The organism is Paracoccus hibiscisoli, assembly GCF_005048265.1.
Taxonomy (GTDB): Bacteria; Pseudomonadota; Alphaproteobacteria; order Rhodobacterales; family Rhodobacteraceae; genus Paracoccus; species Paracoccus hibiscisoli.
In genome coordinates this window covers 16,960-42,545 of record NZ_SUNH01000018.1, presented here as the reverse complement: position 1 = coordinate 42,545, position 25,586 = coordinate 16,960, and the positions used below count along the sequence as shown (strand labels likewise).

Genomic DNA, 25,586 nt, shown 5'->3' with positions numbered 1-25,586 from the left:
CGCCATCTGGCGCAGCGCGAAACCGCGCGCTAAGGAGGAATCAGCGGGTCTGTCTGCACATCGTGCAAACGCCCCGCCGATCCGGAGATTGTCATGCGCACGCCCCCCCATATGCTGACGCTGGTCGCCCTCTCGGGCGTCTCGGCCCTGTCGATGAACGTGTTCCTGCCCTCGCTGCCCGGCATGGCGCGGGATTTCGGCGTGGAATACGGCGTGATGCAGCTGTCGGTCTCGGCCTATATCGGGGCCAGCGCGGTGCTGCAGCTGCTGGGCGGGCCGCTCAGCGACCGCTTTGGCCGCAGACCCGTGGTGATCTGGGGGCTGGTGGGCTTCCTGCTGGCGACCATCGGCACGCTCTTGGCCACGACGGCGACCACCTTCCTCATCTTCCGCCTGCTGCAATCGGTGATCACCGTCTGCATGCTGGTCCCCCGCGCCGTGGTCCGCGACCTCTATGACGGCGACCGGGCGGCCTCGATGCTGGGCTATGTCACGATGGGCATGGCCGTGGTGCCGATGATGGCCCCCGTCTTCGGCGGCGTCCTGGACGAGCTGTTCGGCTGGCAGGCCAATTTCGTGGTCATGGGCCTACTGGGCATCGCCGTCCTGGCCCTCGCCTTCCGCGACATGGGAGAGACGGTCCGCGGCGGCGGCATGCCCCTGCGGGCGCAGATGGCGAACTATCCCATCCTGGCGCGCTCGCACCGCTTCTGGGGCTATTGCGCGGCGGCGACGCTGTCCTCGGGGGCGTTCTTCGCCTATCTGGGCGGCGCGCCCTTCGTGGGCGACCAGGTCTTTGGCCTGACGCCTGCGCAGGTCGGCTATTGGTTCGCCGCGCCCTCCATCGGCTATATTCTGGGCAACTATCTCTCGGCGCGCTTCTCTCCGGTGCTGGGCCTGAACCGGATGATCCTGATGGGGGCGGTGGTCTGCGCTGCGGCGCTTTCCGTCTCGCTGATCCTGGACCTTGCGGGCATCGTGCGGCCGTTGTTCTTCTTCGGCGCCATCGCGCTGATGGGCCTGGGCAACGGCATGGTCCTGCCCAATGCCAATGCCGGCATGATGAGCGTCCGCCCCGAACTGGCGGGCACCGCATCGGGCCTGGGGGGGGCGCTGGCCGTGGCCGGGGGCGCGGCGCTGTCGGCGCTGGCGGGCGCGCTGCTGCAACCGGGCAGCGGGGCCACACCGCTGCTGGCCATCATGTGCGCCTCGGCGCTCGGTTCGCTGGTGGCGATCGGGTGGGTGCTCAGGCGCGAACGCCAGCTGGCCCGACAGGGCTGAGCCTCTTGCGGCAGGGCCTTTGCAACCGCTAGAACCGGATTTGCAAAGGGGGCAGCATGGCCACGCAGAAAATCTATGCCGGCAGTGCCCTGCGCGAGACCCGCGCCCGCGCCGCCCTGACCCAACGCCGCTTCGCCGAAAAGCTGGGCGTCTCCCTGCCTTATCTGTCGCAGATGGAGAACAACCACCGCCCGATCAGCGCGGGCGTCCTGCTGCGCCTGGCGCAGGAATTCGGCATCGACCTGACCACCCTGGCCGCAGGCGACGCCGAGCGCATGGTCATCGACATGCAGGAGGCCCTGGCCGATCCGCTGTTCGACACCGCCCCGCCGCTGGCCGACCTGCGCCTGGCCGCGACCAATGCGCCGGTGCTGGCCCGCGCCTTCCTGGACCTCTACCGCGCCCATCGCGACGGGCAGGAGCGGCTGGCCGCCCTGGACGAGGCCATCGGCGCCGCCAGCCAGAACAGCCTCAGCACGCCCTGGGACGAGGTCCGCGACTTCTTCCACTATTGCGACAATTACATCGACGCCGTGGACCGCGCCGCCGAACGCTTTGCCTGCCCCGAGGGGCATCGCGGCGATCTCTGGGCGATGGCGGTGGCCGCGCTGGCCGCCAAGGGCATCCGCGTCCAGCTGACCGAATTGCCCGCCAATGCCGTGTTCCGCCGCGAGGCCGACCGCCTGCTGGTCAATGCCGCCGCCGAGGCCCCGACCCGGCTGTTCCAGCTGCTGCACCTGGTCGCGCTGGAGCGTCAGGCCGACCTGCTGGAGGCGACGCTGGACCTGGCCCGGTTCCGCAGCCCGACGGCGCGTGACATCGCGCGGCTTGGCATGGCCAATTATTTTGCGGGGGCGGCGCTGATGCCCTATCGCGCCTTTCTGGCCGCGGCCCAATCCGAACGCCACGACCTGGAGCGGCTGGCCCATCTGTTCGGCGCCTCGCTGGAGCAGGTGGCGCATCGCCTGTCCACGCTGCAGCGTCCCGGCGCCAAGGGGGTGCCTTTCTTTTTCGTGCGCGTCGATCAGGCCGGCACCATCACCAAGCGCCATTCCGCGACCCGCCTGCAATTCGCGCGCTTCGGTGGCGCCTGTCCGCTGTGGAACGTGCATCAGGCCTTTGAGCAGCCGGGCCGCTTCCTGCGCCAGCTGGCCGAGACGCCCGACGGGGTGCGCTATCTGCTGCTGTCGCGCGATGTGTCCAAGCATCCGGGCGCCTATAACGCCCCGGTCCGGCGCTTTGCCATCGGGTTGGGGGTCGAGGTGACCCATGCGGGCGGCCTCGTCTATGCCGACGGCCTAGATCTGAGCAAGCCGCGCGCATTCGAGCCCATCGGCATCTCGTGCCGAATCTGCCCGCGGCGCGACTGTCACCAGCGATCCGTTCCGCCGATCGACCGACCGCTGCGCATCCCGCAGGATCGTGATGGCCCGCTGCCCTATGAAATCGCTTGATTTCCTTGTTAACCATTTAGGTTTCTAGGCGGGAACCCGCCGACCGAGGCAGGGTTCCGCCAATCAAGGGAACCCAAGTCCTCGCGGATGTTGCCAAGATGGCACAGCTGCTGTTTACCCGTCCTCGAACGGAACCAACGCGCCTGGCCTTCCAAACGCGGCGTGATTTCGAGGGACAAAAGCTGACAATGACGGTGATGGATCGACTGAACGCGTCGCTTGAAAAGTGGCTCCCCGAGCAACGGCTCTTTCTTCGCTCCGACGACACCACGCGCTTTGTCCGCCTGCGTCCCGTGACCCAGATGGTCGGCATCAGCGGCATCACCCTGGTCTTTGGCTGGACGCTGGTCGCCAGCTCGTTCCTGGTGATCGACGCGGTCAGCTCGGGCAACACCCGCGACCAGATCCAGCGCAGCCAGGCCGCCTTCGAGGAGCGCCTGTCCCAGCTGCAGGCAGAGCGCGACGCCCGCGCCGCCGAGGCGCTGGCAGCCCAGGCCCGCTTTTCCGCCGCGCTGGACAAGGTCTCGCAGATGCAGACCCAACTGCTGGCAACCGAGGAGAGCCGCCGCGAGATGCAGACCGGCCTGGCCGCCGTCCAGACCACGCTGCGCGACGCCCTGGCCGACCGCGACACAGCCGCAGCCAGCGTCGAGGCCGCAGGCACCCCCGCCCCCGACCGGACCGAGGAATTCTCGGTCGCGCTGGACATCCTGTCCGGAGAGCTGCGCCAGGCCGCCGATCAGCGCCACGAGGCCGTCGAGGAGGCCGAGGCCGCCCGCCTGACCGCCCAGGAGCTGACGGTCGAGCGTGACCAGATCCTGGCCCGCAACGACGAGATCCTGACCCAGCTGGAAAGCGCCGTGACCATCTCGGTCGCGCCGCTGGACCAGGTGTTCCGCAATGTCGGCATGAACCCCGACGACGTGCTGCGCACCATCCGCCGCGGCTATTCCGGTCAGGGCGGCCCGCTGACGCCGATGTCCTATTCGACCCGCGGCAATGCCGCGCTGTCGGATACCGAGGACAAGGCGCGTCAGATCATCGTGACGCTGGACCAGATGAACACCTATCGCATCGCCATCGAAAAGCTGCCGCTGGCGATGCCCGTGACCGCGAATTTCCGCTATACCTCGGGCTTTGGCCGCCGGTGGGGCCGCATGCATGAGGGCATCGACATGGCCGGACCGGTCGGCACGCCGATCTATTCTACGGGTGACGGCGTGGTCACCTATGCCGGCCGGATGGGCGCCTATGGCAATCTGATCAAGATCCGCCACGAGCTGGGCACCGAGACGCGCTATGCCCACCTGAACCGCATCGGTGTGAAAGTCGGCGATCGGGTGTCGCAAGGCGAGCGGATCGGTGATATGGGAAATACCGGACGTTCGACCGGTCCGCACCTGCACTATGAGGTGCGCATGAACGGTCGGGCCGTGGACCCGATGAGCTTCATCAAGGCAGCAGAAAATGTTCAGTAAGACCCGCGTGACCGAGACCCGCCCCACCCCGACCGACACCGCCGCCCCGCAGGCCGCCCCCGCGACCCCGGATCGCCCCGCCCCCGAGGCGCAGGCCGCAGCGACCCCGCGCGTGCGCGTGGCCCCCTCGGTCCTGTCGGCGGATCTGACTGTGACGGGCAACATCAAGACCCAGGGCGACATCCAGATCGAAGGCACGGTCGAGGGCGACATCCGCGCCCATCAGCTGACCATCGGCGAATCGGCCACGATCAAGGGTGAGATCGTCGGCGACGACATCATCGTCAACGGTCGCGTCATCGGCCGCGTGCGCGGCCTCAAGGTGCGTCTGTCGGCCTCTGCGCGGGTCGAGGGCGACATCATCCACAAGACCATCGCCATCGAATCGGGCGCCCATTTCGAAGGCTCGGTCCAGCGTCAGGAAGACCCGCTGAACAATGGCGGCACCAAGAAGCTGGCCCCCCCGACGGCCGAGTGAACCCGGTCTGCCAGACAGCAAGGCCCGCGTTTCGCGGGCCTTTTCTATTGGGGGGGTGGTTCTACGGCCCCGGCGCTTGCCCTGTCTGGCCCTGCGCCAATAGGCAGGTCCCGGAACAAACCGGGTAATCTTGCCCTGCATCACCCGACGCAGAGCGGCCCTCCACCTCAGGGCTCAGCCGATGCGCGCCAAGGGTGTCCTGGTGGCCGGAGCGCCCGGTGAACGCGCGCGCAGGTTCCATCGCTCCCGGGACAGGGGCCTTTGGTCCAATCATCATTCACCACAGACGCGCCGCACTTTCCCGTCGGAAAAAGATTTCAGATTCGCCATTGCGAACCACCGCCGCCACAGGTCCAATGCCCCGGCAAGCGGAGGAGGACGTGCGATGAAGCTGGTTCGATACGGGACTGCGGGGGCTGAATGGCCGGGGTTGCTGGATGATCAGGGCCGCGTGCGCGATCTGTCGGGCCATGTGGACGACCTGTCGGGCGCGGCTCTGACCGCCGCGGGGCTGGCGCGGCTGGCGGCCCTGGACCCTGCGACGCTGCCCCTGGTACCGGGCCAGCCGCAGCAGGACCTGCGCCTTGGGGCCTGCGTGGCAGGCGTGGGCAAGTTTATCGGCGTCGGCCTGAACTATGCCGATCACGCCGCCGAATCGGGCATGGACGTCCCGTCCGAGCCGGTGCTGTTCACCAAATGGACCAGCTGCATCGCGGGACCCGACGACGACGTGCATCTGCCCGCCGGATCGACCGCCACCGATTGGGAGGTCGAGCTGGGCATCGTCATCGGCGATGGCGGCCGCGACATCCCTGAGGATCGCGCGCTGGACCATGTCGCCGGCTATTGCGTGATCAACGACATCAGCGAGCGCGACTGGCAGATCCGCCGCGGCGGCAGCTGGGACAAGGGCAAGGGCTTTGACGGCTTTGGCCCCGTCGGCCCCTGGCTGGTCACCCGCGACGAGATCGCGGACCCCCAGGCCCTGCGCCTGTGGCTGGAGGTGGACGGCACGATGCGCCAGGACGGCACCACCGCGACGATGGTCTTTGGCGTGGCGCATCTGGTCGCCTATTGCTCTCGCTTTGCGACCCTGATGCCGGGCGATCTGATCACCACGGGCACGCCCCCCGGCGTCGGCATGGGGCAGAAGCCGCCGGTCTATCTGCGCGGCGGGCAGGTCATGCGGCTTGGCATTGACGGCCTGGGCACGCAGACGCAGCGCGTGGTCGGCTGATCGCTAGGCAAGCCCGTCGGGACTGTCGGGCAGCAGCTGCCGGTACAGGTGCCAACTGGCATGGCCCAGCACCGGCAGCACCAGGAACAGCCCCAGAAACCCGGGCAGGATCGCCAGGAACAGCAGCCCCGCGATCAGCGCGGCCCAGAGGCCCAGCACCACCGGGTTCTGCAGCACCGCCCGGACCGAGACGATGATGGCGGTGATGAAATCGACCTCTCGGTCCAGGAGCAGCGGCAGGCCCGCGACGGTAAAGGCGAACAGCGCCGCCGCGAACCCCGCCCCCACCAGCGTGCCCACGGCCAGCATCGCCAGCCCCCGCCCCTCCATCAGGATCTGGGCCGAGCTTGTCACATGGGTCAGCGACGCGGTCCCCAGGAACACCGCAAAGATCGTGTGCGCGACGAACACCCAGAACATGAACATCAGCAGGATCACCATCGCCATCGACGGCACCTGCCGGTCCTTTTGCGCGATGACCACGCGGATGACCTGCGGCCAGTCCAGGGGCTCGGCCCGCTCGATCCGGCGGCTGACCTCGTAGAGGCCGACAGCGGCAAAGGGCGCGATCAGCGGAAACCCCAGGATGAAGGGGATCAGCCACCAGTCGCGCCCCACCGACAACGCCACCGCGGCGATGACCCACCCCCCCGCCACGTAAAAGCCCGAGAACAGCAGGCCAAAGGCAGGCGCCCGGCGAAAATCGCGCCAGCCCAGTGCCAGCGCCGTGCCCAGGTCGGACAGGCGCAGCGTGGCGGGCAGCGGCACGGGATCTGCGGTGGGCATGTCTGATCGCGTCACGAAATTCCCCTTCGTCTCATGCGCGTCCGAGGGAAAGGCTAGGCCAGCGGCGGGGGTGTTGGCAACGAAAACCGCAGCCTAGCGGTACCGCTCGCGCAGCGCATCGGCGATGGGGGGCGTGACGAATTTCGACACGTCCCCGCCAAGGCGCGCGATCTCCTTGACCAGCTTGGAGGCGATGGCCTGGCGGCGGGCATCGGCCATCATGAAGACGGTCTCGATACTGCTGTCCAGGGCGCGGTTCATGCCGACCATCTGGAACTCGTATTCGAAATCGGCCACCGCACGCAGGCCGCGCACGATGATGCTGGCGCCCACGTCGCGGGCGCAATCGATCAGCAGGTTCTCGAACGGGTGGACGACGATCTCTCCGCCGGTCTTGGCGACGATGGCGTCGCATTCGGCCTGCACCATCGCCACGCGCCGCTCAAGGTCGAACAGCGGCCCCTTGTCGCGGTTGATCGCAACGCCGATCACCAGCCGGTCGACCAGCGCCATCGCGCGCTGGATGATGTCGATATGCCCCAGCGTGATCGGGTCGAACGTGCCGGGATAGAGGCCGATGCGCATGGGTGTCGCGTCCTTGGTGTCGGGGTCGTCCCGCAAGGCAAAGCGCATCTGCCCCGTGATTGCAAGATCGTGATCGGCTGCGACGATGCGTCAGCTGCCCATGATCATGCCGGTCAGAGCCTCTTTTTCGGCCGCCAGTTCCTTGAGCCGTCCGCTGACCGCATCCCCGATCGAGATGACGCCCAGCATGTTGCCCTGGTCGTCCACGACCGGCATGTGGCGGAACCGCCCCTGGGTCATCCGCTCCAGGATGGTCAGCGCGTCCTCTCCGGTGGTGCAGGTCTGGACCTGGGTGGTCATCACGCCGCTGATGGGCTGCGACAGCACCTCGGGGCCGTGCTTGCCCAGTTGCCGCACGATGTCACGTTCGGACAGGATGCCGTCGGGGCGCCGCCCATCGGTGGACACAACCACCGCACCGATCCGCTTGTCCGCCAGCAGGCGCGCGGCCTCGGCCAAGGTGGTGTCGGGCGCGATCGTCACGATCGACCCCGCGTCGATCCACGGCTTGCCGGTGTCCGATTTCATCGACAGCAACTGCTTGACCAGCATGATGGGCCCCCTCCGGCTTGCTTGGCCTCATCATTTTCGCCAAATCCGCCCGCGTCAAGCCCGACCATCGCGGGCCGACGGTCGCGGCCCCTCCAGGCGGGCGACCTCGGCGCGGATGCCCTGCGCCAGCGCCTCGGCCAACAGCGTCAGGCGGCGCGAAGCGCGGTCATCGGCGTGGCGCACCAGCCAGAAGCTGCGCGTCAGCGCGATGCGGTCGGTCAGCACCGGCACGACCCCCGGCGCAAAGGGCAGCGCGAAATCATGCACGATCCCCAGCCCCGCCCCCGCCCGCACCGCCTGCATCTGCACCGCGACCGAATTGCTGCTGATCTGCGCCCCCTCGACCCCGGTGGCGGACAGGTAATCCAGCTCGCGGTCAAAGATCATGTCGGGGATATAGCTGATCATCCGGTGCCCGCGCAGATCGGCCAGCGTGCGCAGCGGCGGGTGGCACGCCAGATAATCGGCATGCCCGGCCAGATGCAGGTGATAGTCGGTCAACCGCTGCACCATCAGCCGCCCCGCATCGGGGGGCGACACGGTGATGGCCATGTCGGCCTCCCGCCGGGTCAGGTTGACGACGCGCGGCAGGGCCACGATCTGGATCTCCAGCCCCGGATGGGCGTCGCACAGATCGCGCGCCACCTGCGGCAGCAGATAATTCGCGCAGCCATCCGGCGCGCCGATGCGCAGCTGTCCGGTCAGGCCCGCCTCGCCGGTGACGGCCTCGGTCGCGGCGGTGGCGGCCAGCTCGGCCGCCTCGGCCGGGGCCATCAGGCGCGACCCTTCGGCGGTCAGCTGATAGCCCGTCGGCGTCTTGAGAAACAGCGCCGCACCCACAGCCCCCTCCAGGCGGGCGATGCGGCGGCCCACGGTGGACGCGTCCATCGCCAGCCTGCGCCCCGCGCCCGACAGGCTCTCGGCCCGCGCGACGGCCAGAAAGATGCGCAGATCGTCCCAGTCCATGCCGCTGCCTTTGCAAAAACGCAAAACCCTTTTGCCAGCATTCCCCTTTATTCCGCAAATCCGCAAGACTAGGCTGCGCCCAACAGTTGCAGGAGGATGCGATGAAAGAGATACATCACTGGATCGACGGCAAGGAAGTCAAAGGCACCTCGGGCCGGTTTTCCGATGTCTACAATCCCGCCACGGGCGAGGTTCAGGCCCGCCTGTCGCTGATCACCAAGGCCGAGATGGACGACGCCATCGCCCGCGCCGCCAAGGCCCAGATCGCATGGGGCGCCACCAACCCGCAGCGCCGGGCGCGCGTGATGATGGCCTTTGTCGGCCTGATCAACCGCGACATGGACAAGCTGGCCGAGGTTCTCTCCTCCGAGCACGGCAAGACCTTCCCCGACGCCAAGGGCGACATCCAGCGCGGGCTGGAGGTGATTGAGTTCTGCATCGGCGCGCCGCATCTGCTCAAAGGCGACTTCACCGACAGCGCCGGTCCCGGCATCGACATGTATTCCATGCGCCAGCCCCTGGGCGTGGTCGCGGGCATCACCCCCTTCAACTTTCCCGCCATGATCCCGCTGTGGAAGATGGGCCCTGCCCTGTCCGCCGGCAACGCTATGATCCTGAAACCGTCCGAGCGTGATCCCTCGGTGCCCCTGATGCTGGCCAAGCTGCTGCAGGAGGCGGGGCTGCCCGACGGCGTGCTGCAGGTGGTGAACGGCGACAAGGAATCGGTCGACGCGATCCTGGACAGCGAGGTCATCCAGGCCGTGGGCTTTGTCGGCTCGACCCCGATCGCGCAATACATCTATGAACGCGCCGCCGCGACCGGCAAGCGCGCGCAGTGCTTTGGCGGCGCCAAGAACCACATGATCATCATGCCCGATGCCGACCTGGATCAGGCCGCCGATGCGCTGGTCGGTGCCGGTTTCGGCGCTGCGGGCGAACGCTGCATGGCGATCTCGGTCGCGGTGCCGGTGGGCGACAAGACCGCCGACGCGCTGATCGAAAAGCTGATCCCGCGGATCGAAAAGCTGAAGGTCGGCCCCTGGACCGCCGGAAACGACATCGACTACGGCCCCGTGGTGACCAAGGCCGCCAAGGAGAACATCCTGCGCCTGATCCAGACCGGCGTCGATCAGGGCGCCGAGCTGGTGGTGGACGGCCGCGACTTCAACCTGCAGGGCTACGAGGACGGCTTCTTCGTCGGGCCCCACCTGTTCGACCGCGTGACCCCTGACATGGACATCTACAAGACCGAGATCTTCGGCCCGGTCCTGTCCACCGTCCGCGCCGCGACCTACGAGGACGCGATCAAGCTGGCCATGGACCACGAATACGGCAACGGCACCGCGATCTATACCCGCGATGGCGACACGGCGCGCGATTTCGCGAACCGCATCAATATCGGCATGGTCGGCATCAACGTGCCGATCCCGGTGCCGCTGGCCTATCACACCTTCGGCGGCTGGAAGAAATCGGGCTTTGGCGACCTGAACCAGCACGGCCCGGATGCGTTCCGCTTCTATACGCGGACCAAGACCGTGACGGCCCGCTGGCCGTCGGGCATCAAGGAAGGCGGAGAGTTCAACTTCAAGGCCATGGACTGACGCCGATACGGCACGCGACGTGGCGGGGGGTCCGGGGGGCAGCCAGCCCCCCGGCACCTCGCGGGACGCAAGCCCGGCGCGTCGTGGCAACCAGGACGGACCCATGACGACTGATCCCGACTTCACCCTGGGCATCGAAGAGGAATACCTTCTCGTCGATGCCGACACCCTGCAGCTGGCCGCAGCCCCCGAGGCACTGATGCAGGCGCTCACGGCCGATCTGGGCGACCAGGTCAGCCCCGAATTCCTGCGCTGCCAGGTCGAGATCGGCACCCCGGTCAGCGCCGACATCCGCGCGGCAGGCGATCACCTGCGCCATCTGCGCGGCACCGTCGCGCGGCGCGCCGCCGAATACGGGCTGGCCCCCATCTCGGCCTCCTGTCACCCCTTCGCGGATTGGCGCGATCAGGATCACACCGACAAGGACCGCTATAACCAGCTGTCGCGCGACATGGGCGGCGTGGCGCGGCGCATGCTGATCTGCGGCATGCATGTGCATGTGGGCATCCCCGACCCCGCGCTGCGCATCGACCTGATGAACCAGCTGGCCTATTTCCTGCCGCATCTGCTGGCCCTGTCGGCCTCCAGCCCCTACTGGCTGGGCGAGGATACCGGCCTTGCCTCCTATCGCACCACGGTCTTCGGCGACATGCCCCGCACCGGCCTGCCCCCGCAGATGGGCAGTTGGGACGAGTTCGAACGCTCGGTCCAGGCCCTGACCGACCTGGGCATTATCGAGGACAGCAGCAAGATCTGGTGGGACCTGCGCCCCAGCAGCAAATACCCCACGCTGGAGACCCGCATCTGCGACGCCTGCCCGCGGATCGAGGATGCGCTGACGCTGGCCGCCTTGATCCAGACCACCCTGCGTATGCTGTGGCGCCTGTCGCGCAGCAATCAGCGCTGGCGACAGTACGAGCCCTTCCTTCTGGCCGAGAACCGCTGGCGCGCGCTCCGCTATGGCACGACCGAGGGGATGATCGACTTTGGCGCTGGCCGGATCATCCCGTTCCAGCAGATCGCGGACGACTGGTTGGGCCTGATCGCGCAGGATGCCGATGCGCTGGACTGTCAGCCGCATGTCGCCCGCCTGCGCGAGATGGTGACCCACGGCACCGCCTCCGAGGCACAGCGCGCGGTCCACGCCCGCGCCCGCCAGGCCGGTGCCGACAGGACCCAGGCCCTGCGAGCCGTCACCCACCACCTGACGCAGGAGTTCACCCGCGACCTCTGACCGCTTGCAACACTGTCGCAACATCTGCCAATTAAACACCTGTTCAATTCACCACGGTCCGGGGAGGGGCTGCCGATGGATTTCGCACTGACCGAGGAACAGCAGGCCATCTTTGACATGGCCCGCGATTTCGGGGCCGACCGCATCGCGCCCCATGCCCGCGCATGGGAGGCTCAGGGCACCATCCCCCGCGACCTCTGGCCCGATGTGGCGGCCCTGGGCCTGGGCGGCATCTTCGTCTCCGAGGATCACGGCGGCACGGGTCTGTCGCGCCTGGACGGCACGCTGGTCTTCGAGGCGCTGTCGATGGCCTGCCCTTCGGTCGCGTCCTTCCTGTCGATCCACAACATGTGCGGCGGCATGATCGACAAGTTCGGCAGCGACGAGGCCCGCGCCCGCTGGCTGCCCGACCTGTGTTCGATGACGACGATCTTCAGCTATTGCCTGACCGAACCGGGCTCCGGTTCCGACGCGGCCGCCCTGCGCACCCGCGCGGACCGCGACGATCAGGGTTGGCGCCTGAACGGGACCAAGGCCTTCATCAGCGGCGGCGGCTACAGCGACGCCTATATTGCCATGGTGCGCACCGGCGCGGACGGCCCCAAGGGGATCAGCACCGTGATCGTGCCCGACGGCACGCCGGGCCTGTCCTTCGGCGGCCTTGAGGACAAGATGGGCTGGCGGTCCCAACCCACCGCCCAGGTCCAGTTCGACGATTGCGTCATCCCCCAGGGCAACCTGCTGGGCGAGGAGGGTCGCGGCTTCAGCTATGCGATGGCTGGCCTTGACGGCGGTCGCCTGAACATCGCCGCAGCCGCCCTGGGCGGGGCGCAGGCCGCGTTGGATCAGACGGTGGCCTATATGGGCGACCGCAAGGCGTTCGGCAAATCGCTGGACCAGTTCCAGGCCCTGCAGTTCCGCCTGGCCGAGATGGAGACCGCCCTGCAATCCAGCCGAATCTTCCTGCGCCAGGCCGCCTGGAAGCTGGACCAGGGCACGCCCGACGCCACCAAATTCTGCGCCATGGCCAAGCTGCACGTCACCGACCGCGCCTTCGAGGTCGCCAACCAGTGTCTGCAGCTGCATGGCGGCTATGGCTATCTGGCCGATTACGGCATCGAAAAGATCGTCCGCGACCTGCGCGTCCACCAGATCCTGGAGGGCACGAATGAGATCATGCGCCTGATCATCGGACGCGCCCTTCTGGCGGAAAGGGGCTGAGGCATGGACCTGCATATCCGCATCACCGGGCGCGCGGGCCGCATCACGCTGGCCCGGCCGCAGGCGCTGAATGCGCTGACCCATGACATGGCGCTGGCCATCCACCGCGCGCTGGACGACTGGCAGGGCGATGACGCCGTGGCGCTGGTCGTCATCGACGCCCAGGGCGACCGCGCCTTTTGCGCGGGTGGCGACATCGCGGCGGTGTATCACGCGGGTCTGGCGGGCGATCACCAGCTGGGCCGCGACTTCTTTCGCGACGAATACCGCATGAACGCGGCCATCGCCGATTTCCCGAAACCCATCGTGGCCTTCATGCAGGGCTTTGTCATGGGCGGCGGCGTGGGGGTGGGCGGCCATGCCAGCCATCGCATCGTGGGCGACACGACCCGCATCGCCATGCCCGAAAGCGGCATCGGCCTGATCCCCGATGTCGGCGGCACATGGCTGTTGTCGCGCGCGCCGGGGCGGATCGGCGAATACCTGGCGCTGACCGGCGCACGGATGGGTCCGGGCGACGCGATCCATGCGGGCTTCGCGGACCTCTTCATCCCCGAAGTCGACTGGCCCGCCCTGATCGCCACGCTGGAGCAGGACGGCGATGTCGCGATGCTGCGCGGCCAGCCCGCGCCCGCCGCCACGCTGGACCGGCGCGACCTGTCCGCGTTCGGCGGCCGCACCCTGCCCGAGATCATCGCGGCGCTGGAGGCCGCGGGCGATACCGAGGCGCTAGCCCCCCTGCGCCGCAACGCGCCGCTGTCGATGGCCGCGGGCCTTGCGATGGTGCGCGCCGCCCGCGCCGACACCCGGATGCAGCAATCGCTGAGCCGAGAGTTCCGCTTTACCGCCCGTGCCACCGCGGACAGCGATTTCCTGGAGGGCGTGCGGGCCCAGATCATCGACAAGGACCGCCAGCCCGTCTGGCGCCAGGACCCGACCGAGGACAAGCTGCGCGCCATGCTGGCGCCGCTTGGGGATGACGAATTGCTGTGGGAGGATGCAGAATGAGGATCGGCTTTATCGGACTGGGGAATATGGGCGCGCCCATGGCCGCGAACCTGGCCGCTGCCGGGCATCAGGTCGCGGGCTTTGACACCGCCGCCCCCACGCCGCAGGGCGTGACCGCCGCCTCCAGCGCCGCGGAGGCCGTGCGCGAGGCCGATGTGGTCATCACCATGCTGCCCAACGGCCAGATCCTGCAGGCGGTCGCAGCCCAGATCATCCCGGCGATGCGGGCGGGGGCGGTGCTGTGCGACTGTTCCACCGTCGATGTCGACAGCGCCCGCGCCGTGGCCGTGATGGCGCGCGATGCGGGCTTGGGCGCGCTGGACGCCCCGGTTTCGGGCGGCACCGGGGGCGCGCAGGCCGGGACGCTGACCTTCATGGTCGGCGGCGATGCGGGCGATTTCGCGACCGTCCAGCCGCTGTTCGAGGTGATGGGCCAAAAGGCCGTCCATTGCGGCGACAGCGGCGCGGGACAGGCGGCCAAGATCTGCAACAACATGATCCTGGGCGTCACCATGATCGCCACCTGCGAGGCCTTTGCCCTGGCCGACAAGCTGGGACTGGACCGGCAGAAGATGTTCGACGTGGTCTCGACCAGCTCGGGCTATAGCTGGTCGATGAACGCCTATTGCCCCGCGCCGGGGGTCGGCCCAGTCAGCCCGGCCGATCGCGACTATGCGCCCGGTTTTGCGTCCGAGCTGATGCTCAAGGACCTGAACCTGTCCCAGATGGCGGCCGAATCGGTCGGTGCCGACACGCCGATGGGGGCGCTGGCCCGCCAGCACTACGAGGACTTCGTCGAACGCGAGGACGGCCGCGGACGTGATTTTTCTGCCATGTTGCCAAGACTTTCGCAGCGCCAGCGCTAACAGCACCCCTTGCATACCGTGAATTAACCTTTGATGTGTTCAAGATCGGAGGTCACGGATGGGGGCGACAATGGCGGCACGATGGGGATTGACGGCGGGCGTGATTGTCACGGTGACCCTGTTGTTCCTTGTCGGCCTGCAGCCTGGGGCGCAGGCCGCGGATCAGGCCCCCCCGGTGGTGGGTGACGTGCCCCCGCCCGCACAGACCCGGCTGATCGACAATCCCGGCATCTACGGGCTGGGCCCCGACCTGCCCGGCAGCAGCTATGCCGTGGTGGCCGGGCATCTGGTGCGCATCGACACCGCCAGCGGCAAGATCCAGTCGGTGCTGCGCCCTATTCCGCCGAAATAGGCGCATCCCCCAGATCACGACATGGCTGCCATGCTGGCAGGGGCGGAACCCGCTACCCCATCCTGGGTTGAGCCATGACCGTTCAATGAGGACAAGATGACGCCGCTGCACCCCTTTGCCGCCGTGGCGGCAGGGACAATGCTCAGCCTTGCCGCCCTGACCGCCCCCAACACGATCCCCACGCAGGGCCTGCCCGATGCCGGGCAGACCTGTCAGCAGGGTTGTGCGGGCACCGTTGCCGCGGTTCCGCCCATCGGTCAGACCGTGCCGCCGGACAGCGTTCATCGCGTGACGATGCCGGGTCGCTATGGGCTGGCAGGCCCGCCCGACGGACAGGAATTCGCCATCATAGCTGGTCATCTGGTGCGGATCGACGCGGCTGACAGGCGAGTGCTGTCGGTCCTGCGCCCCGTCCCGCGGCTGCTGGACTAGCCGTCAAGCAGCGACCGCGCGGCCTCGGTCGCGGCGTCGGTCACCCGATCTCCGGCCAGCATGCGCGCGATCTCGGCCACGCGGTCGGGCTGGGACAGGGGCACCACGGTCGAGGTGGTCATGCCGTCCGTCACCGATTTCGACACCCGGAAATGCGCCGCACCCAAGGCCGCGACCTGCGGGGAATGGGTGATGACCAGAACCTGCGCCCCATCGGCCAGCGTCTGCAGGCGTCGGCCCACAGCATCGGCGGTCGCACCGCCAACGCCCCGGTCGATTTCGTCGAAGATCATGACCAGAGCATCATTGCCGCGCGCCAGGCACACCTTCAAAGCCAGCAGAAAACGCGACAGCTCACCCCCCGAGGCGATCTTGTCCAAGGGGCCCGACGGCGCGCCCGGGTTGGTCGCGACCGTGAAGGCCACCACGTCACGCCCGTCAGGTCCCGGATCGGCCGGAGAGACGACCGTGCGGAACACCGCCCGCTCCATCTTCAGGGGGACCAGTTCGGCGGTGACCGCCTGATCCAGGCGCCCGGCGGCCTCGGTCCGCGCATGGGTCAGCGCGGCGGCGGCGGCGTCATAGGCGGCCTCGGCATCGCGGGCGGCCTGTCGCAGGGCGCCCATCCGCGCCTCGCCCGCGTCCAGCCGCTCAAGCCTGCCGCGCAGCTGATCGGCCAGCCCCGCCAGATCATCCGCCAGCACGTCATGTTTGCGGGCCAGCGCGCGCAGGGCGAACAGCCGCTCCTCGGTGGCCTCAAGGGCATGCGGGTCGAACTCCAGCGCGGCGAGCGTGTTCTCGACCCCTTGGGTCGCCTCGCCCAGCTCGATCAGGGCGCGGGACAGGGCGGCCAGCGGCTCGTCCAGGCGACCTTCGGCGCGATCCGATGCCCCCTCCAGCCAGCGCGCGGCATCGACCATCGCCCCTTCGGCCCCGTCGCCGCCCAGCATCTGCAGGGCGCGGGCCACGTCGTCGCGAATCCGCTCGGCCCCCTGCATGGAGCGTCGGGCGATGTCCAGGCGCTGCTCCTCCCCCGGCTCGGGGGCCAGCTTGTCCAGTTCGGCCACCGAATGGCGCAGGAATTCCTCCTCCACGCGGGCGGCGGCCAGGGCGGCCTCCGCCTCCTCCAGCGCGCGGGCGGCCTCGCGGCGGGCGGCCCAGGCCGCGCGCACCGGCGCAAGATCCATCGCGCCGAATGCGTCCAGCAGCACCCGGTGACCGCGCGGGTTCAGCAAGCCGCGATCGTCATGCTGACCATGCAGCTCGACCAGAACCTCGGACAGCTGGCGCAGCACCTCTCCCGACACGCGGCGGTCGTTGACCCAACCCGTCTTGCGCCCGTCCAGCGCGTTGACCCGCCGCAGGATCAGCTCATCATCATCGATCGTGATGCCCGCCTCGGCCAGCAGGGCGCGGGCCGGATGGGCGGCGGGCAGGTCGAACACGGCCTGCACCTCTCCCTGGGTCGCGCCCTGCCGGACCAGATCGGCGCGCGAGCGCCAGCCCAGCACAAAGCCCAGACAGTCCAGCAGGATCGACTTGCCCGCCCCGGTCTCTCCGGTCAGCACGTTCAGGCCGGGGCCGAAGGACAGGTCCAGCCGGTCGATCAGCAGCATGTCGCGGATGTCCAGCGATCTCAGCATGCGCCGAGACCCGCGCAACGGGTGGTCATTACAGCCAGCGCCCCTGGATCGTCTGGCGATAGACGTTGGTCAACCAGCTGTCGCCGCGCGATTCCGCGCTGAGACCGCGCCCGCGCAGCTGCCGGAAGGCGTCCTGATAGAAGGGCGACGACTGGAAGTTATGGCCCAGGATCGCGCCCGCCGTCTGCGCCTCGTCCAACAGGCCCAGGGCCAGATAGGCCTCGACCAGACGCAGCAGCGCCTCGGGGGTCTGGCTGGTGGTCTGGAACTCCTCGACCACGACGCGGAAGCGGTTCACGGATGCCGCGTAATGCCCCTGTTTCAGATAATAGCGGCCGATCTCCATCTCCTTGGCGGCAAGGTGATCGAAGGCCAGGTCGAATTTCAGGATCGCGCTGCGGGCATACTCGCTGTCGGGATATTGCTCGATCACCGTGCGCAACCCCTGCAGCGCCTGAAAGGTCAGCCCCTGGTCACGGCCCACATCGTCGATCTGGTCGTAATAGGACAGCGCCAGCAGATATTGCGCATAGGCGGCATCCTCGTCGCCCGGATAGGCGTCCAGGAACCGCTGTGCCGCGCCGCGCGCCTCCTCATAGTTCTGGGCCTTGTGATTGCCATAGGCCTGCATGATCAGCGCGCGCTTGGCCCATTCGGAATAGGGATACAGCCGCTCGATCTCGCTGAAATAGATGACGGCATCGGCGGGACGGCGGGAATTCTCCAACTCGAACTCACCGCGCTTGTAGATCTCCTCGGCGGTGAAGCGGTCCAGGTTCTGCCGCTGCGCCGCGTCCCGGTTGCCGCCGCAGCCGGTCAGGACAAGCCCCGCCAGCGCCGCAGCCATCACCGAAGCCGAGATTTTCGAGCCCGCCATCTTTATCCTGCCCTACGATTTTGCCGATGCGCCGCCCGCCACGGGGCGGCGATGCCGGCATGCTCTAGCACAGAACATCAGGGGGCGCAAAATGGCAATCCGTTGAATTCCGGCATGGTCCGGGACGTCCCGGCATCATTCCGCGGCAAAGACCGCGGCGATTCGGGGGCGTGCATAATCGGCAACGCCCGCACCCGGCAGACGGCCCTCCAGCTCGGGAGAGCACAGCTCCCAGGTCCAGGCCTCGGCATCCGCGAACAGCGCGCGCAGCAGGCGGTTCGTCATCGCATGCCCGGCCCGGTGCCCGGTATAGCGCGCCAGAAGCGGCGCCCCCGCCAGCGCCAGATCGCCGGTCGCGTCCAGCATCTTGTGGCGCACGGCCTCGTCGGTGTGACGCAGGCCGCCCGGCGACAAAACGCGCCCGCCATCGACGACCACCGCGTTCAGATAGGTGCCGCCCAGGGCCAGACCGTTGCGGCGCATCGCATCGACATCCGCCGCCCGGCAGAAGGTGCGGCTGTCCGCCAGTTCCCGCAGAAAGGCGCCGTTCGCCATGTCCAGACGCTTTTCCTGATGCCCGATGGCCGCGTCCGCAAAGTCGATCTCGAAATCGATCTCCAGGTGGTCAGCGGGCGACAGGCGTGCAAAGGCGTCGCCCTCGCGGACCTCGACCGGGCGCAGCACGCGGATGGCGCGCAGCGGTGCGGCCTCACGCGCGATGCCCGTCTCCAGGATGCCGGCGACAAAGGGGGCGGAGGAGCCGTCGAGAATGGGAATTTCTGGGCCGTCGATCGTCACCAGCGCGTTGTGGATACCGGTTCCGGCCAGCGCGGCCATCACATGCTCGACCGTCGACAGGGTGACGCCCTGACCGTTATCCAGCAGGGTGCACAGGCGCGACGGGGTCACGTGATCCCACAGCGCCGGGATGTCGACATGCGGAGACAGGTCCGTGCGGCGGAAGACGATGCCGTGACCGGCCGGGGCGGGATGGATGTCCAGACGGGCCGAGGCCCCGGAATGAAGCCCAACGCCCTGAAAGGTCACCGTGTCGTTCAGCGTCGCCTGCATGGTGTGCCTGCCTTCGGAATGTTCTGCGGGGCGCGGATCGCCCCTCGTGTCATTCCAGCTAGGTCCGGCCCGCCATGCGTTCAATTAACGTTTTGTAACGGGGTGAAACATTCGGCCGCCGCAACCCTGCAACCTATGGATGATTTAACTTAAAGGCCTGATATCCATGCGAAAAGGGCCGCCTTGGGGCGGCCCTTTCGTCAGCTGTCCATGCCGGTATCGTGATCCGGCTCAGTTGGCCTGACGGCGCAGGAAAGCCGGAATTTCGACATTGTCCTTGCCGCTGGCATCGGGGCTGGCCAGGTCGTCAAAGTCGGTATCCTGCTGGCGCGCACGCACGGCCACACGCTCGCTGACGCGGTCGGCGATCGAGGAGGCGGCGGGTTTCTGCGCGCCCGGCTGGTCGGTGCCGTGACCGGCCATCCGCTCCAGCATGCGCCCAAGACCGCTCATACGGCTGGCGCCACCGGCGGTGGCGGGCTGCTGGGGCTGGGCCGGTGCGCGGCCGTGATTGTCCACGGCGCGGCGCAGACGCTCCATCACCTCGGGGGCGGGCTGGCCGGGACGGGCACCCTGCGGCGCGCGCGGTGCGACAAAGGCCGACGCGTCATCGTCGATGCGCACGGCCGTCTGACGGGCGCTGTCCTTGGGCTGATAGGCGGGCTGGGGCATATCCTCTTCGGCGCGGGGCGCTTCGGCACGCAGGGCGGGCGTCTCGGCCACCGGGGGGGCGACGCGGCGCGGCGGCATGACGGGCTCCTCGGCGGGTGCGGCGACCTGCGGGTTCTGCGTCAGCGGCGCAGCCATCGTGCGGCGCGGCGAGGGGACCTCGACCGCACCGGCACCGGCATCGATGCCCGTCGCCACAACCGACACGCGGATCGCGCCGTCCATATCGGGGTCCAGGGTCGAGCCGACGATGATGTTGGCGTCGCTGTCGACCTTGTCGCGGATGACATTGGCGGCCTCGTCCAGCTCGAACAGGGTCATGTCATAGCCGCCGGTGATGTTGATCAGCACGCCGCGGGCGCCGTTCAGGCTGATCTCGTCCAGCAGCGGGTTGGCGATGGCGCGCTCGGCGGCTTCCTGGGCGCGGTTCTCGCCCGAGGCCTCGCCGGTGCCCATCATGGCCTTGCCCATCTCGTCCATCACGGCGCGGACGTCGGCAAAGTCCAGGTTGATCAGACCGGGACGGACCATCAGGTCGGTCACGCCCTTGACGCCCTGGTACAGCACGTCATCGGCCATCGCAAAGGCCTCGGTAAAGGTGGTCTTTTCGTTGGCCAGGCGGAACAGGTTCTGGTTCGGGATGATGATCAGCGTGTCCACGACCTTCTGCAGGGCCTCGACGCCCTCCTCGGCCTGGCGCATCCGCTTGGACCCCTCGAACTGAAAGGGCTTGGTGACGACGCCGACGGTCAGGATGCCCATCTCGCGCGCGGCCTGAGCGATGATCGGGGCCGCGCCGGTGCCGGTGCCGCCGCCCATGCCGGCGGTGATGAAGCACATATGCGCGCCCATCAGATGATCGACGATGTCCTCGATGGTCTCCTCGGCGGCCTTGGCGCCGATGGTCGGCTTGGCGCCCGCGCCCAGACCCTCGGTCACCTTGGGGCCCATCTGGATGCGGCTGGTCGCGCGGCTCTGCTGCAGGGCCTGTGCGTCGGTGTTGGCCACCACGAACTCGACCCCGTCCAGCTGTTTCTGGATCATGTTGTTGACGGCGTTGCCGCCGGCGCCCCCGACCCCGAAGACGGTGATGCGCGGCTTCAGCTCTTCTTCATCGTTCATCATCAGATTGAGGTTCATGGTATCCGCCTGTTTCGCTGCTTGCTCTGGGAGGCGGGTATGCCGCTCGAATCCCGGTCTTTGATAATTAACTTAACCATTCGGGCCCGTTGCGTCACCCGAAAAAGCCCTGACCTGCGCAAAATCTGGAGGGTCGGCCCTTGAAATAGGCGGCATCTTGCCACATCCGCTGAATATGGTGGGGAAGACCCCACCATGCCCCAGAAACCGGTCGATCCACCCCTACCAGTTGTTCTTGAACCACCGATAGGCGCGACGCAGGCTGCGCCCCGGATAGCGGTCGGCGGGCATCTCGAAATCCCACCATTCGTCCTGCGGATGGGCCGCGAACAGCGCCAGCCCCACGGCGCTGGAAAAGCTGGGATCGGTCAGCTGATGGGCCAGCCCGTCGATGCGCAGCGGCCGTCCGCAGCGGATGTTCGGCCCCAGGATGCGGGCGGCCAACCCGTCCAGCCCGGGGATCTGGCTGCCGCCGCCGGTCAGCACGATCTGCTGGCTGGGCATGTGGTCGAAGCCTGCCGCGTCGAGGACCTCGCGGACATGCTCCAGAATTTCCTCGACCCGGGGGCGCATGACGCCGATGACGTCGGCGCGGCTGACCTGGCGGCGATCGGCCTCCCAGTCCCCGGTCTCTCCACCGACATCGATCATGTCGCGGTCGTCGCGACCCGTGGCCTCGACCCCGCCGTTCAGCGTCTTCAGCCGCTCGGCCACGGGCAGGCTGACCCGCAGCCCCTGGGCGATGTCCTGGGTGATCAGGTTGCCGCCAATGGGCACATGGTCCGAAAAGATCATGTGCTTCTTCACGAAGATCGTGACGCCGGTGCCGCCGCCGCCGAAATCGACGCAGGCCGCGCCCAGCTCCTGCTCATCCTCGACCAGCGACGCGCGGGCCGAGGCATAGGGTGCGGACGCGATCCCCGCCAGCTCCAGGTCGCAGCGGCGGATGCATTGCACCAGGTTGCCGATGGAATCGCCGTCCACGGTCAGCACATGCATGTCGCAGAACAGCTTGTTGCCCAGATGGTCGCGCGGATCGGCCAGGTTGCTGCGGTTGTCGACCGCGAAATTCACCGGCTGCGCGTGCAGCACCTCACGGCCGCGGCCGAAATCGGGCGTGTCGCAGGCGGCCAGCACGGATGCCACATCCGCCTCTCCGACCTTGCCCGCGGCCAGCACGATCTCTCCGGCCAGGCCATAGGAGGCGGGCCGCCCCCCGGACAGGCAGGCGATGACGTGATCGACCCGGACGCCCGCCAGCTTTTGCGCGGCGGCGACGACGGTGCGGATGGCGCGCTCGGTCTCGGCCATGGTCTCGATCTCGCCGCGGCGCATGCCCCGCGACCGGGTCGAGGCCGCGCCGATCACGCGGAAATTCACCTGGCCCGCCATCGGCCCCACGCCGTCGGTCTCGCGGAAGGTGCCGGTCCCGTCGAACCGCAGCACCAGGCAGGCGATCTTGGACGTGCCGATGTCCAGAATGCCGATCACGCCCCGCTGGAGGGCGGCGCGGCGGATGTTCCGCATGGCGCGCTGAGTCTGATACAGGTCTGTCATTCGCCGGTCCCTCCCCTGTTGGTCATCCTTCGGTCTCCTCGGGCAGGATGCTGCCGTCGGGGGCCAGCATCGGCAGGCCTCGCGCGGTGCGGATGGTGTTGCGTGCATCGATACCAAGGCGCAGGACCGGCCGCGTCGGATCGCGCAGATCGACGGTGGCGATGTCGCGGCCCAGCATGTCCTCGGCCCGGTCCAGCGCGATGGCGGCTTCCAGCGCGATCACCGCGCCGGTCTGGGGCAGCAGGATGCGCTGGCCGTGATCCAGGACCAGGTCCCACCGCCGCTCCCCGCGCCGCACCAGGCCGCGCACGCGAGGCAGGATGGGACCTGCGGCGTCGAACAGGGCCAGCGCCTCGTCGGTGGCCAGATCGGCCCCCTCTCCGGTGATCATCGGCAGGTCGGCACGCACATCGCGCGAGGTCACGCTGGCCACCCGGTGCCCGCCCGCGTCCAGCATGTCGATACCGCGGGCATGGCGCCACAGGATCGCGGGCTCGCGTTCCTTGACCACAGCCGACAGGATGCCGCCCGGCTTGATGCGCAGGTCGATCGTCTCGACCGCGTCCAGCTGCAGCACCTGCAGGCGCAGCGCGGCCAGATCGATGTCAAAGCTGGAGGCCGGCAGATCCACCGGCAGCATCGCCCGCAGCGCGCGGTCCACGACCGGGGACGCGCCCTCGATGGTCATGACGCGGACCTGGAATTCATCGCGGCTCTGGACCTTGGTCACGGCGGTGGTGACGGTGTCGGTCAGCATAGCACGGCGATCCTCGTCGGCCAGCCACAGGCCCGCCACCATCGCCAGGGCAAAGGCCGGGACGCCGACGCGAAAGACCCGGCGATACAGCGGCGTCAGCCACACCCGCTGCAGGCGGTATTTCAGGCGCGAAGGCGCCGGGTCGCGGCGCTGCCGCCCGGGCGGAGGGGTGATCTGCTTGCCGGGGCGATGATCGATCACGACCGGCACAGCGCGTCCTCCACCATCCAGCGCATCAGCGCCGGAAAGTCGATGCCCGCATGGGCGGCCTGTTCGGGGGCCAGGCTGGTGGGGGTCATGCCGGGCTGGGTGTTCAGCTCCAGGATGATCAGCCCGTCCAAGCCGCGCGCCTCGTCCCACCGGAAATCGGTGCGCGTCAGGCCGGTGCAGCCAAGCGCCTTGTGTGCGCGCACCGCCATGTCCAGGCAGGCGGCGCGGATGTCGTCGGGGATGTCCGCGGGGATCACGTGGCGCGACCCGCCGACGGTGTATTTCGCGGCATAGTCATACCAGCCTTCGGTGACGATCTCGGTCACCTCCAGCGCGCGGTCGCCCATCACCGTGGTCGTCAGCTCACGCCCCGGGGCGTAGGTCTCGACCATCACGCGGGCGGGCATGTCGGGCGACAGGGCGGGCGGCTGGTTGGCGCCGTCATGGACGATATAGACGCCCACCGAGGACCCCTCATCGTTGGGCTTGACCACATAGGGCGGCGGGATGACGTGGCGCTGGCGCACCTCGGAGGCATCGGCGATGACGCTTTCCACGACCGGCAGATTGGCCGCGCGAAAGGCCTGCTTGGCGCGGGTCTTGTCCATCGCCAGGGCCGATGCCAGCACGCCCGAATGGGTATAGGGCAGGTTCAGCCAGTCCAGCAGGCCCTGGACGCAGCCGTCCTCTCCCCACCGGCCATGCAGGGCGTTGAAGACGACATCGGGGGACGCATCGGTCAGGCGGCGGACGATCTCGTCGCCGCGCGCGGTGCCAAGATCGATCTCGGTCACCTGATATCCCGCCACCCGCAGCGCATCCGCGCATTCGCGCCCCGATGACAGTGACACCTCGCGCTCGGCAGAGGGGCCGCCCATCAGAACCGCGACCGAGTGGGCTGTCCTGCTCGACCTGCCCGCCACTGTTCGCCTTTCGTGCCCGGTTGATCCGGGCTTGATCTGGTCCGCGCCCCCTTGGACGGAGGCGTCATGTCGCAGCAGGATACAAGCAAAGCGCGAACCGCAAAAGCTGAATTTCTGCCGCGCGCGCAGAATGTTGCGCGGGCAGGCTCAGTCGGCGTCCGGGGCCGGGTCGCCGATGCGGATGACCTCCCATTGAAGATCGTGGCCGCTGTCCTCCAGGACGCGGCGGCGGACCAGCTCTCCCAGGGCCTCCAGCTCGGCGGCGGTGGCGCCGCCGGTGTTCAGCAGGAAATTGGGATGCTTTTCAGACATTTGCGCCCCGCCCCAGCTGTGGCCGCGCAGCCCCGCCCGGTCGATCAGCGACCAGGCCTTGAGGTCATGGACATCATCCGCCTGCCCGGTCGAGCTGAAGCCCGCCGGGTTGCGGAAGGTCGATCCGGCGCTGCGTTCGCGGGTGGGCTGGCTTTCGTCGCGGCGCGCCAGCTGGTCGGCCATCTTGGCGTGCAGGCGGTCCGGGTCGCCCGGGGCCGCGCGCAGGCGGGCGCTGGTGATCACCCAATCGGCGGGCAGATGCGTCTCGCGATAGCCAAAGCGCAGATCGGCGGGGGTCAGCGTGACCACCTGGCCCTGGCGCGTGACGGCCTGCGCGTCGATCAGGTGGTCGGCCATATAGCTGCCATAGCAGCCCGCGTTCATCCGCACGGCGCCGCCGATGCTGCCCGGGATGGTGCGCAGAAAGGTCAGGTCCAGCCCGGATTCGGCGGCGCGGCGGGCCACCTGCGCGTCCAGCGCGGCGGCGCCTGCGGTGACGGTTTCGCCCGTGATATCAACGCTGTTGAAGGCGCGGCCAAGGCGGATCACCACGCCGCGGATGCCGCCGTCGCGCACGATCAGGTTGCTGCCCACGCCCATCGGAAAGACCGGCACGGCCGGGTCCAGCGCGGCCAGGAAATCGGACAGGTCGTCCAGGTCGGCGGGCTGGAACAGCCAGTCGGCGGGGCCGCCGACGCGCAGCCAGGTCAGGCCGTCAAGGCTTCGGTCGGGGATCAGGCTGCCGCGGGGGGTGGGAAGGTCGATGCTCATGACCGTGGGTGGTAGCCAGCCGCACTGCGCCCGTCAACCGCAACACCAGCGCGCGTTGCGTCGTAGCACCGCCCCGCCCGCGCCGCGCGGGATGCCAGCAAATGCTGGCGATTGGGCCGCACCGG

The 25,586-nt window shown here is 68.4% G+C and carries 24 protein-coding genes; 12 read left to right on the top strand and 12 right to left on the bottom strand.

The window, feature by feature from the left end; translation table 11 throughout:
* The first annotated feature begins 93 nt into the window (after positions 1-93).
* The 5 genes from FA740_RS13360 to FA740_RS13340 all read left to right on the top strand — a co-directional run bounded on the left by FA740_RS13360 (position 94) and on the right by FA740_RS13340 (position 5,928).
* A complete protein-coding gene (locus FA740_RS13360) occupies positions 94-1,281 on the top strand; it encodes a multidrug effflux MFS transporter (protein WP_136857273.1) in 1,188 nt (395 codons plus the stop codon).
* 56 nt (positions 1,282-1,337) lie between these two features.
* On the top strand, positions 1,338-2,735 hold the full coding sequence (locus tag FA740_RS13355) for a helix-turn-helix domain-containing protein (RefSeq protein WP_136857272.1): 1,398 nt from the start codon (positions 1,338-1,340) through the stop codon (positions 2,733-2,735).
* Between the two features lie 188 nt (positions 2,736-2,923).
* On the top strand, positions 2,924-4,213 hold the full coding sequence (locus FA740_RS13350) for a DUF5930 domain-containing protein (protein WP_136857323.1): 1,290 nt from the start codon (positions 2,924-2,926) through the stop codon (positions 4,211-4,213).
* Complete coding sequence (locus tag FA740_RS13345; protein ID WP_136857271.1) at positions 4,203-4,691, top strand: bactofilin family protein; 489 nt, start codon at positions 4,203-4,205, stop codon at positions 4,689-4,691. The genes FA740_RS13350 and FA740_RS13345 overlap by 11 nt, the downstream gene beginning before the upstream one ends.
* A gap of 385 nt (positions 4,692-5,076) precedes the next feature.
* On the top strand, positions 5,077-5,928 hold the full coding sequence (locus FA740_RS13340) for a fumarylacetoacetate hydrolase family protein (RefSeq protein WP_136857270.1): 852 nt from the start codon (positions 5,077-5,079) through the stop codon (positions 5,926-5,928).
* A gap of 3 nt (positions 5,929-5,931) precedes the next feature.
* Here FA740_RS13340 and FA740_RS13335 read toward each other — a convergent pair whose 3' ends face one another.
* The 4 genes from FA740_RS13335 to FA740_RS13320 form a co-directional block, all read right to left on the bottom strand.
* Positions 5,932-6,729, bottom strand: a complete 798-nt coding sequence (locus tag FA740_RS13335; protein WP_246053629.1) for a DUF2189 domain-containing protein — start codon at positions 6,727-6,729, stop codon at positions 5,932-5,934.
* 78 nt (positions 6,730-6,807) lie between these two features.
* Positions 6,808-7,299: a pantetheine-phosphate adenylyltransferase gene (coaD, locus tag FA740_RS13330; RefSeq protein ID WP_136857321.1), complete on the bottom strand. Its 492-nt coding sequence runs from the start codon at positions 7,297-7,299 to the stop codon at positions 6,808-6,810.
* A gap of 90 nt (positions 7,300-7,389) precedes the next feature.
* Entirely contained in the window at positions 7,390-7,851 is a 462-nt protein-coding gene (locus FA740_RS13325; protein ID WP_136857269.1) for a CBS domain-containing protein, read from the bottom strand.
* Positions 7,852-7,905: 54 nt separating this feature from the next.
* The gene (locus tag FA740_RS13320) at positions 7,906-8,817 is read right to left on the bottom strand and encodes a LysR family transcriptional regulator (protein WP_136857268.1); all 912 of its coding nucleotides are present in this window, start codon (positions 8,815-8,817) and stop codon (positions 7,906-7,908) included.
* 101 nt (positions 8,818-8,918) lie between these two features.
* Here FA740_RS13320 and FA740_RS13315 point away from each other — a divergent pair, with 101 nt between their 5' ends.
* From FA740_RS13315 to FA740_RS13285, 7 genes are all read left to right on the top strand, one after another.
* Complete coding sequence (locus FA740_RS13315) at positions 8,919-10,418, top strand: CoA-acylating methylmalonate-semialdehyde dehydrogenase (protein ID WP_136857267.1); 1,500 nt, start codon at positions 8,919-8,921, stop codon at positions 10,416-10,418.
* Between the two features lie 103 nt (positions 10,419-10,521).
* The gene (locus tag FA740_RS13310) at positions 10,522-11,652 is read left to right on the top strand and encodes a carboxylate-amine ligase (RefSeq protein WP_136857266.1); all 1,131 of its coding nucleotides are present in this window, start codon (positions 10,522-10,524) and stop codon (positions 11,650-11,652) included.
* Between the two features lie 75 nt (positions 11,653-11,727).
* Positions 11,728-12,873, top strand: a complete 1,146-nt coding sequence (locus FA740_RS13305) for an acyl-CoA dehydrogenase family protein (RefSeq protein WP_136857265.1) — start codon at positions 11,728-11,730, stop codon at positions 12,871-12,873.
* A gap of 3 nt (positions 12,874-12,876) precedes the next feature.
* Positions 12,877-13,881 (top strand): enoyl-CoA hydratase/isomerase family protein, encoded by a 1,005-nt coding sequence (locus FA740_RS13300; RefSeq protein ID WP_136857264.1) that lies wholly within the window; start codon positions 12,877-12,879, stop codon positions 13,879-13,881.
* The gene (mmsB, locus tag FA740_RS13295; RefSeq protein WP_136857263.1) at positions 13,878-14,747 is read left to right on the top strand and encodes a 3-hydroxyisobutyrate dehydrogenase; all 870 of its coding nucleotides are present in this window, start codon (positions 13,878-13,880) and stop codon (positions 14,745-14,747) included. Before FA740_RS13300 ends, mmsB begins: the two co-directional genes overlap by 4 nt.
* Before the next feature lie 70 nt (positions 14,748-14,817).
* Positions 14,818-15,099, top strand: coding sequence for a hypothetical protein (locus FA740_RS13290; protein WP_136857262.1), 282 nt, complete (start codon positions 14,818-14,820; stop codon positions 15,097-15,099).
* Between the two features lie 96 nt (positions 15,100-15,195).
* Positions 15,196-15,531 (top strand): hypothetical protein, encoded by a 336-nt coding sequence (locus FA740_RS13285; protein WP_136857261.1) that lies wholly within the window; start codon positions 15,196-15,198, stop codon positions 15,529-15,531.
* Here the strand turns inward: FA740_RS13285 and recN are convergent.
* The 8 genes from recN to murB form a co-directional block, all read right to left on the bottom strand.
* On the bottom strand, positions 15,528-17,174 hold the full coding sequence (gene recN, locus FA740_RS13280) for a DNA repair protein RecN (protein WP_136857260.1): 1,647 nt from the start codon (positions 17,172-17,174) through the stop codon (positions 15,528-15,530). The genes FA740_RS13285 and recN overlap by 4 nt on opposite strands.
* A gap of 28 nt (positions 17,175-17,202) precedes the next feature.
* The gene (locus FA740_RS13275) at positions 17,203-18,051 is read right to left on the bottom strand and encodes an outer membrane protein assembly factor BamD (protein WP_136857259.1); all 849 of its coding nucleotides are present in this window, start codon (positions 18,049-18,051) and stop codon (positions 17,203-17,205) included.
* 135 nt (positions 18,052-18,186) lie between these two features.
* Positions 18,187-19,122 carry a UDP-3-O-acyl-N-acetylglucosamine deacetylase gene (lpxC, locus tag FA740_RS13270; protein WP_136857258.1) on the bottom strand — a complete coding sequence of 312 codons (936 nt, stop codon included), beginning with the start codon at positions 19,120-19,122 and terminating at the stop codon, positions 18,187-18,189.
* Positions 19,123-19,353: 231 nt separating this feature from the next.
* Positions 19,354-20,931, bottom strand: coding sequence for a cell division protein FtsZ (gene ftsZ / locus FA740_RS13265; protein ID WP_136857257.1), 1,578 nt, complete (start codon positions 20,929-20,931; stop codon positions 19,354-19,356).
* Positions 20,932-21,153: 222 nt separating this feature from the next.
* A complete protein-coding gene (gene ftsA / locus FA740_RS13260) occupies positions 21,154-22,488 on the bottom strand; it encodes a cell division protein FtsA (protein ID WP_136857256.1) in 1,335 nt (444 codons plus the stop codon).
* A gap of 22 nt (positions 22,489-22,510) precedes the next feature.
* Positions 22,511-23,455 carry a cell division protein FtsQ/DivIB gene (locus FA740_RS13255; protein ID WP_246053628.1) on the bottom strand — a complete coding sequence of 315 codons (945 nt, stop codon included), beginning with the start codon at positions 23,453-23,455 and terminating at the stop codon, positions 22,511-22,513.
* The gene (locus FA740_RS13250; protein ID WP_246053627.1) at positions 23,443-24,333 is read right to left on the bottom strand and encodes a D-alanine--D-alanine ligase; all 891 of its coding nucleotides are present in this window, start codon (positions 24,331-24,333) and stop codon (positions 23,443-23,445) included. Before FA740_RS13250 ends, FA740_RS13255 begins: the two co-directional genes overlap by 13 nt.
* Positions 24,334-24,525: 192 nt before the next feature.
* On the bottom strand, positions 24,526-25,461 hold the full coding sequence (murB, locus tag FA740_RS13245; RefSeq protein WP_136857254.1) for a UDP-N-acetylmuramate dehydrogenase: 936 nt from the start codon (positions 25,459-25,461) through the stop codon (positions 24,526-24,528).
* Positions 25,462-25,586: the final 125 nt, after the last annotated feature.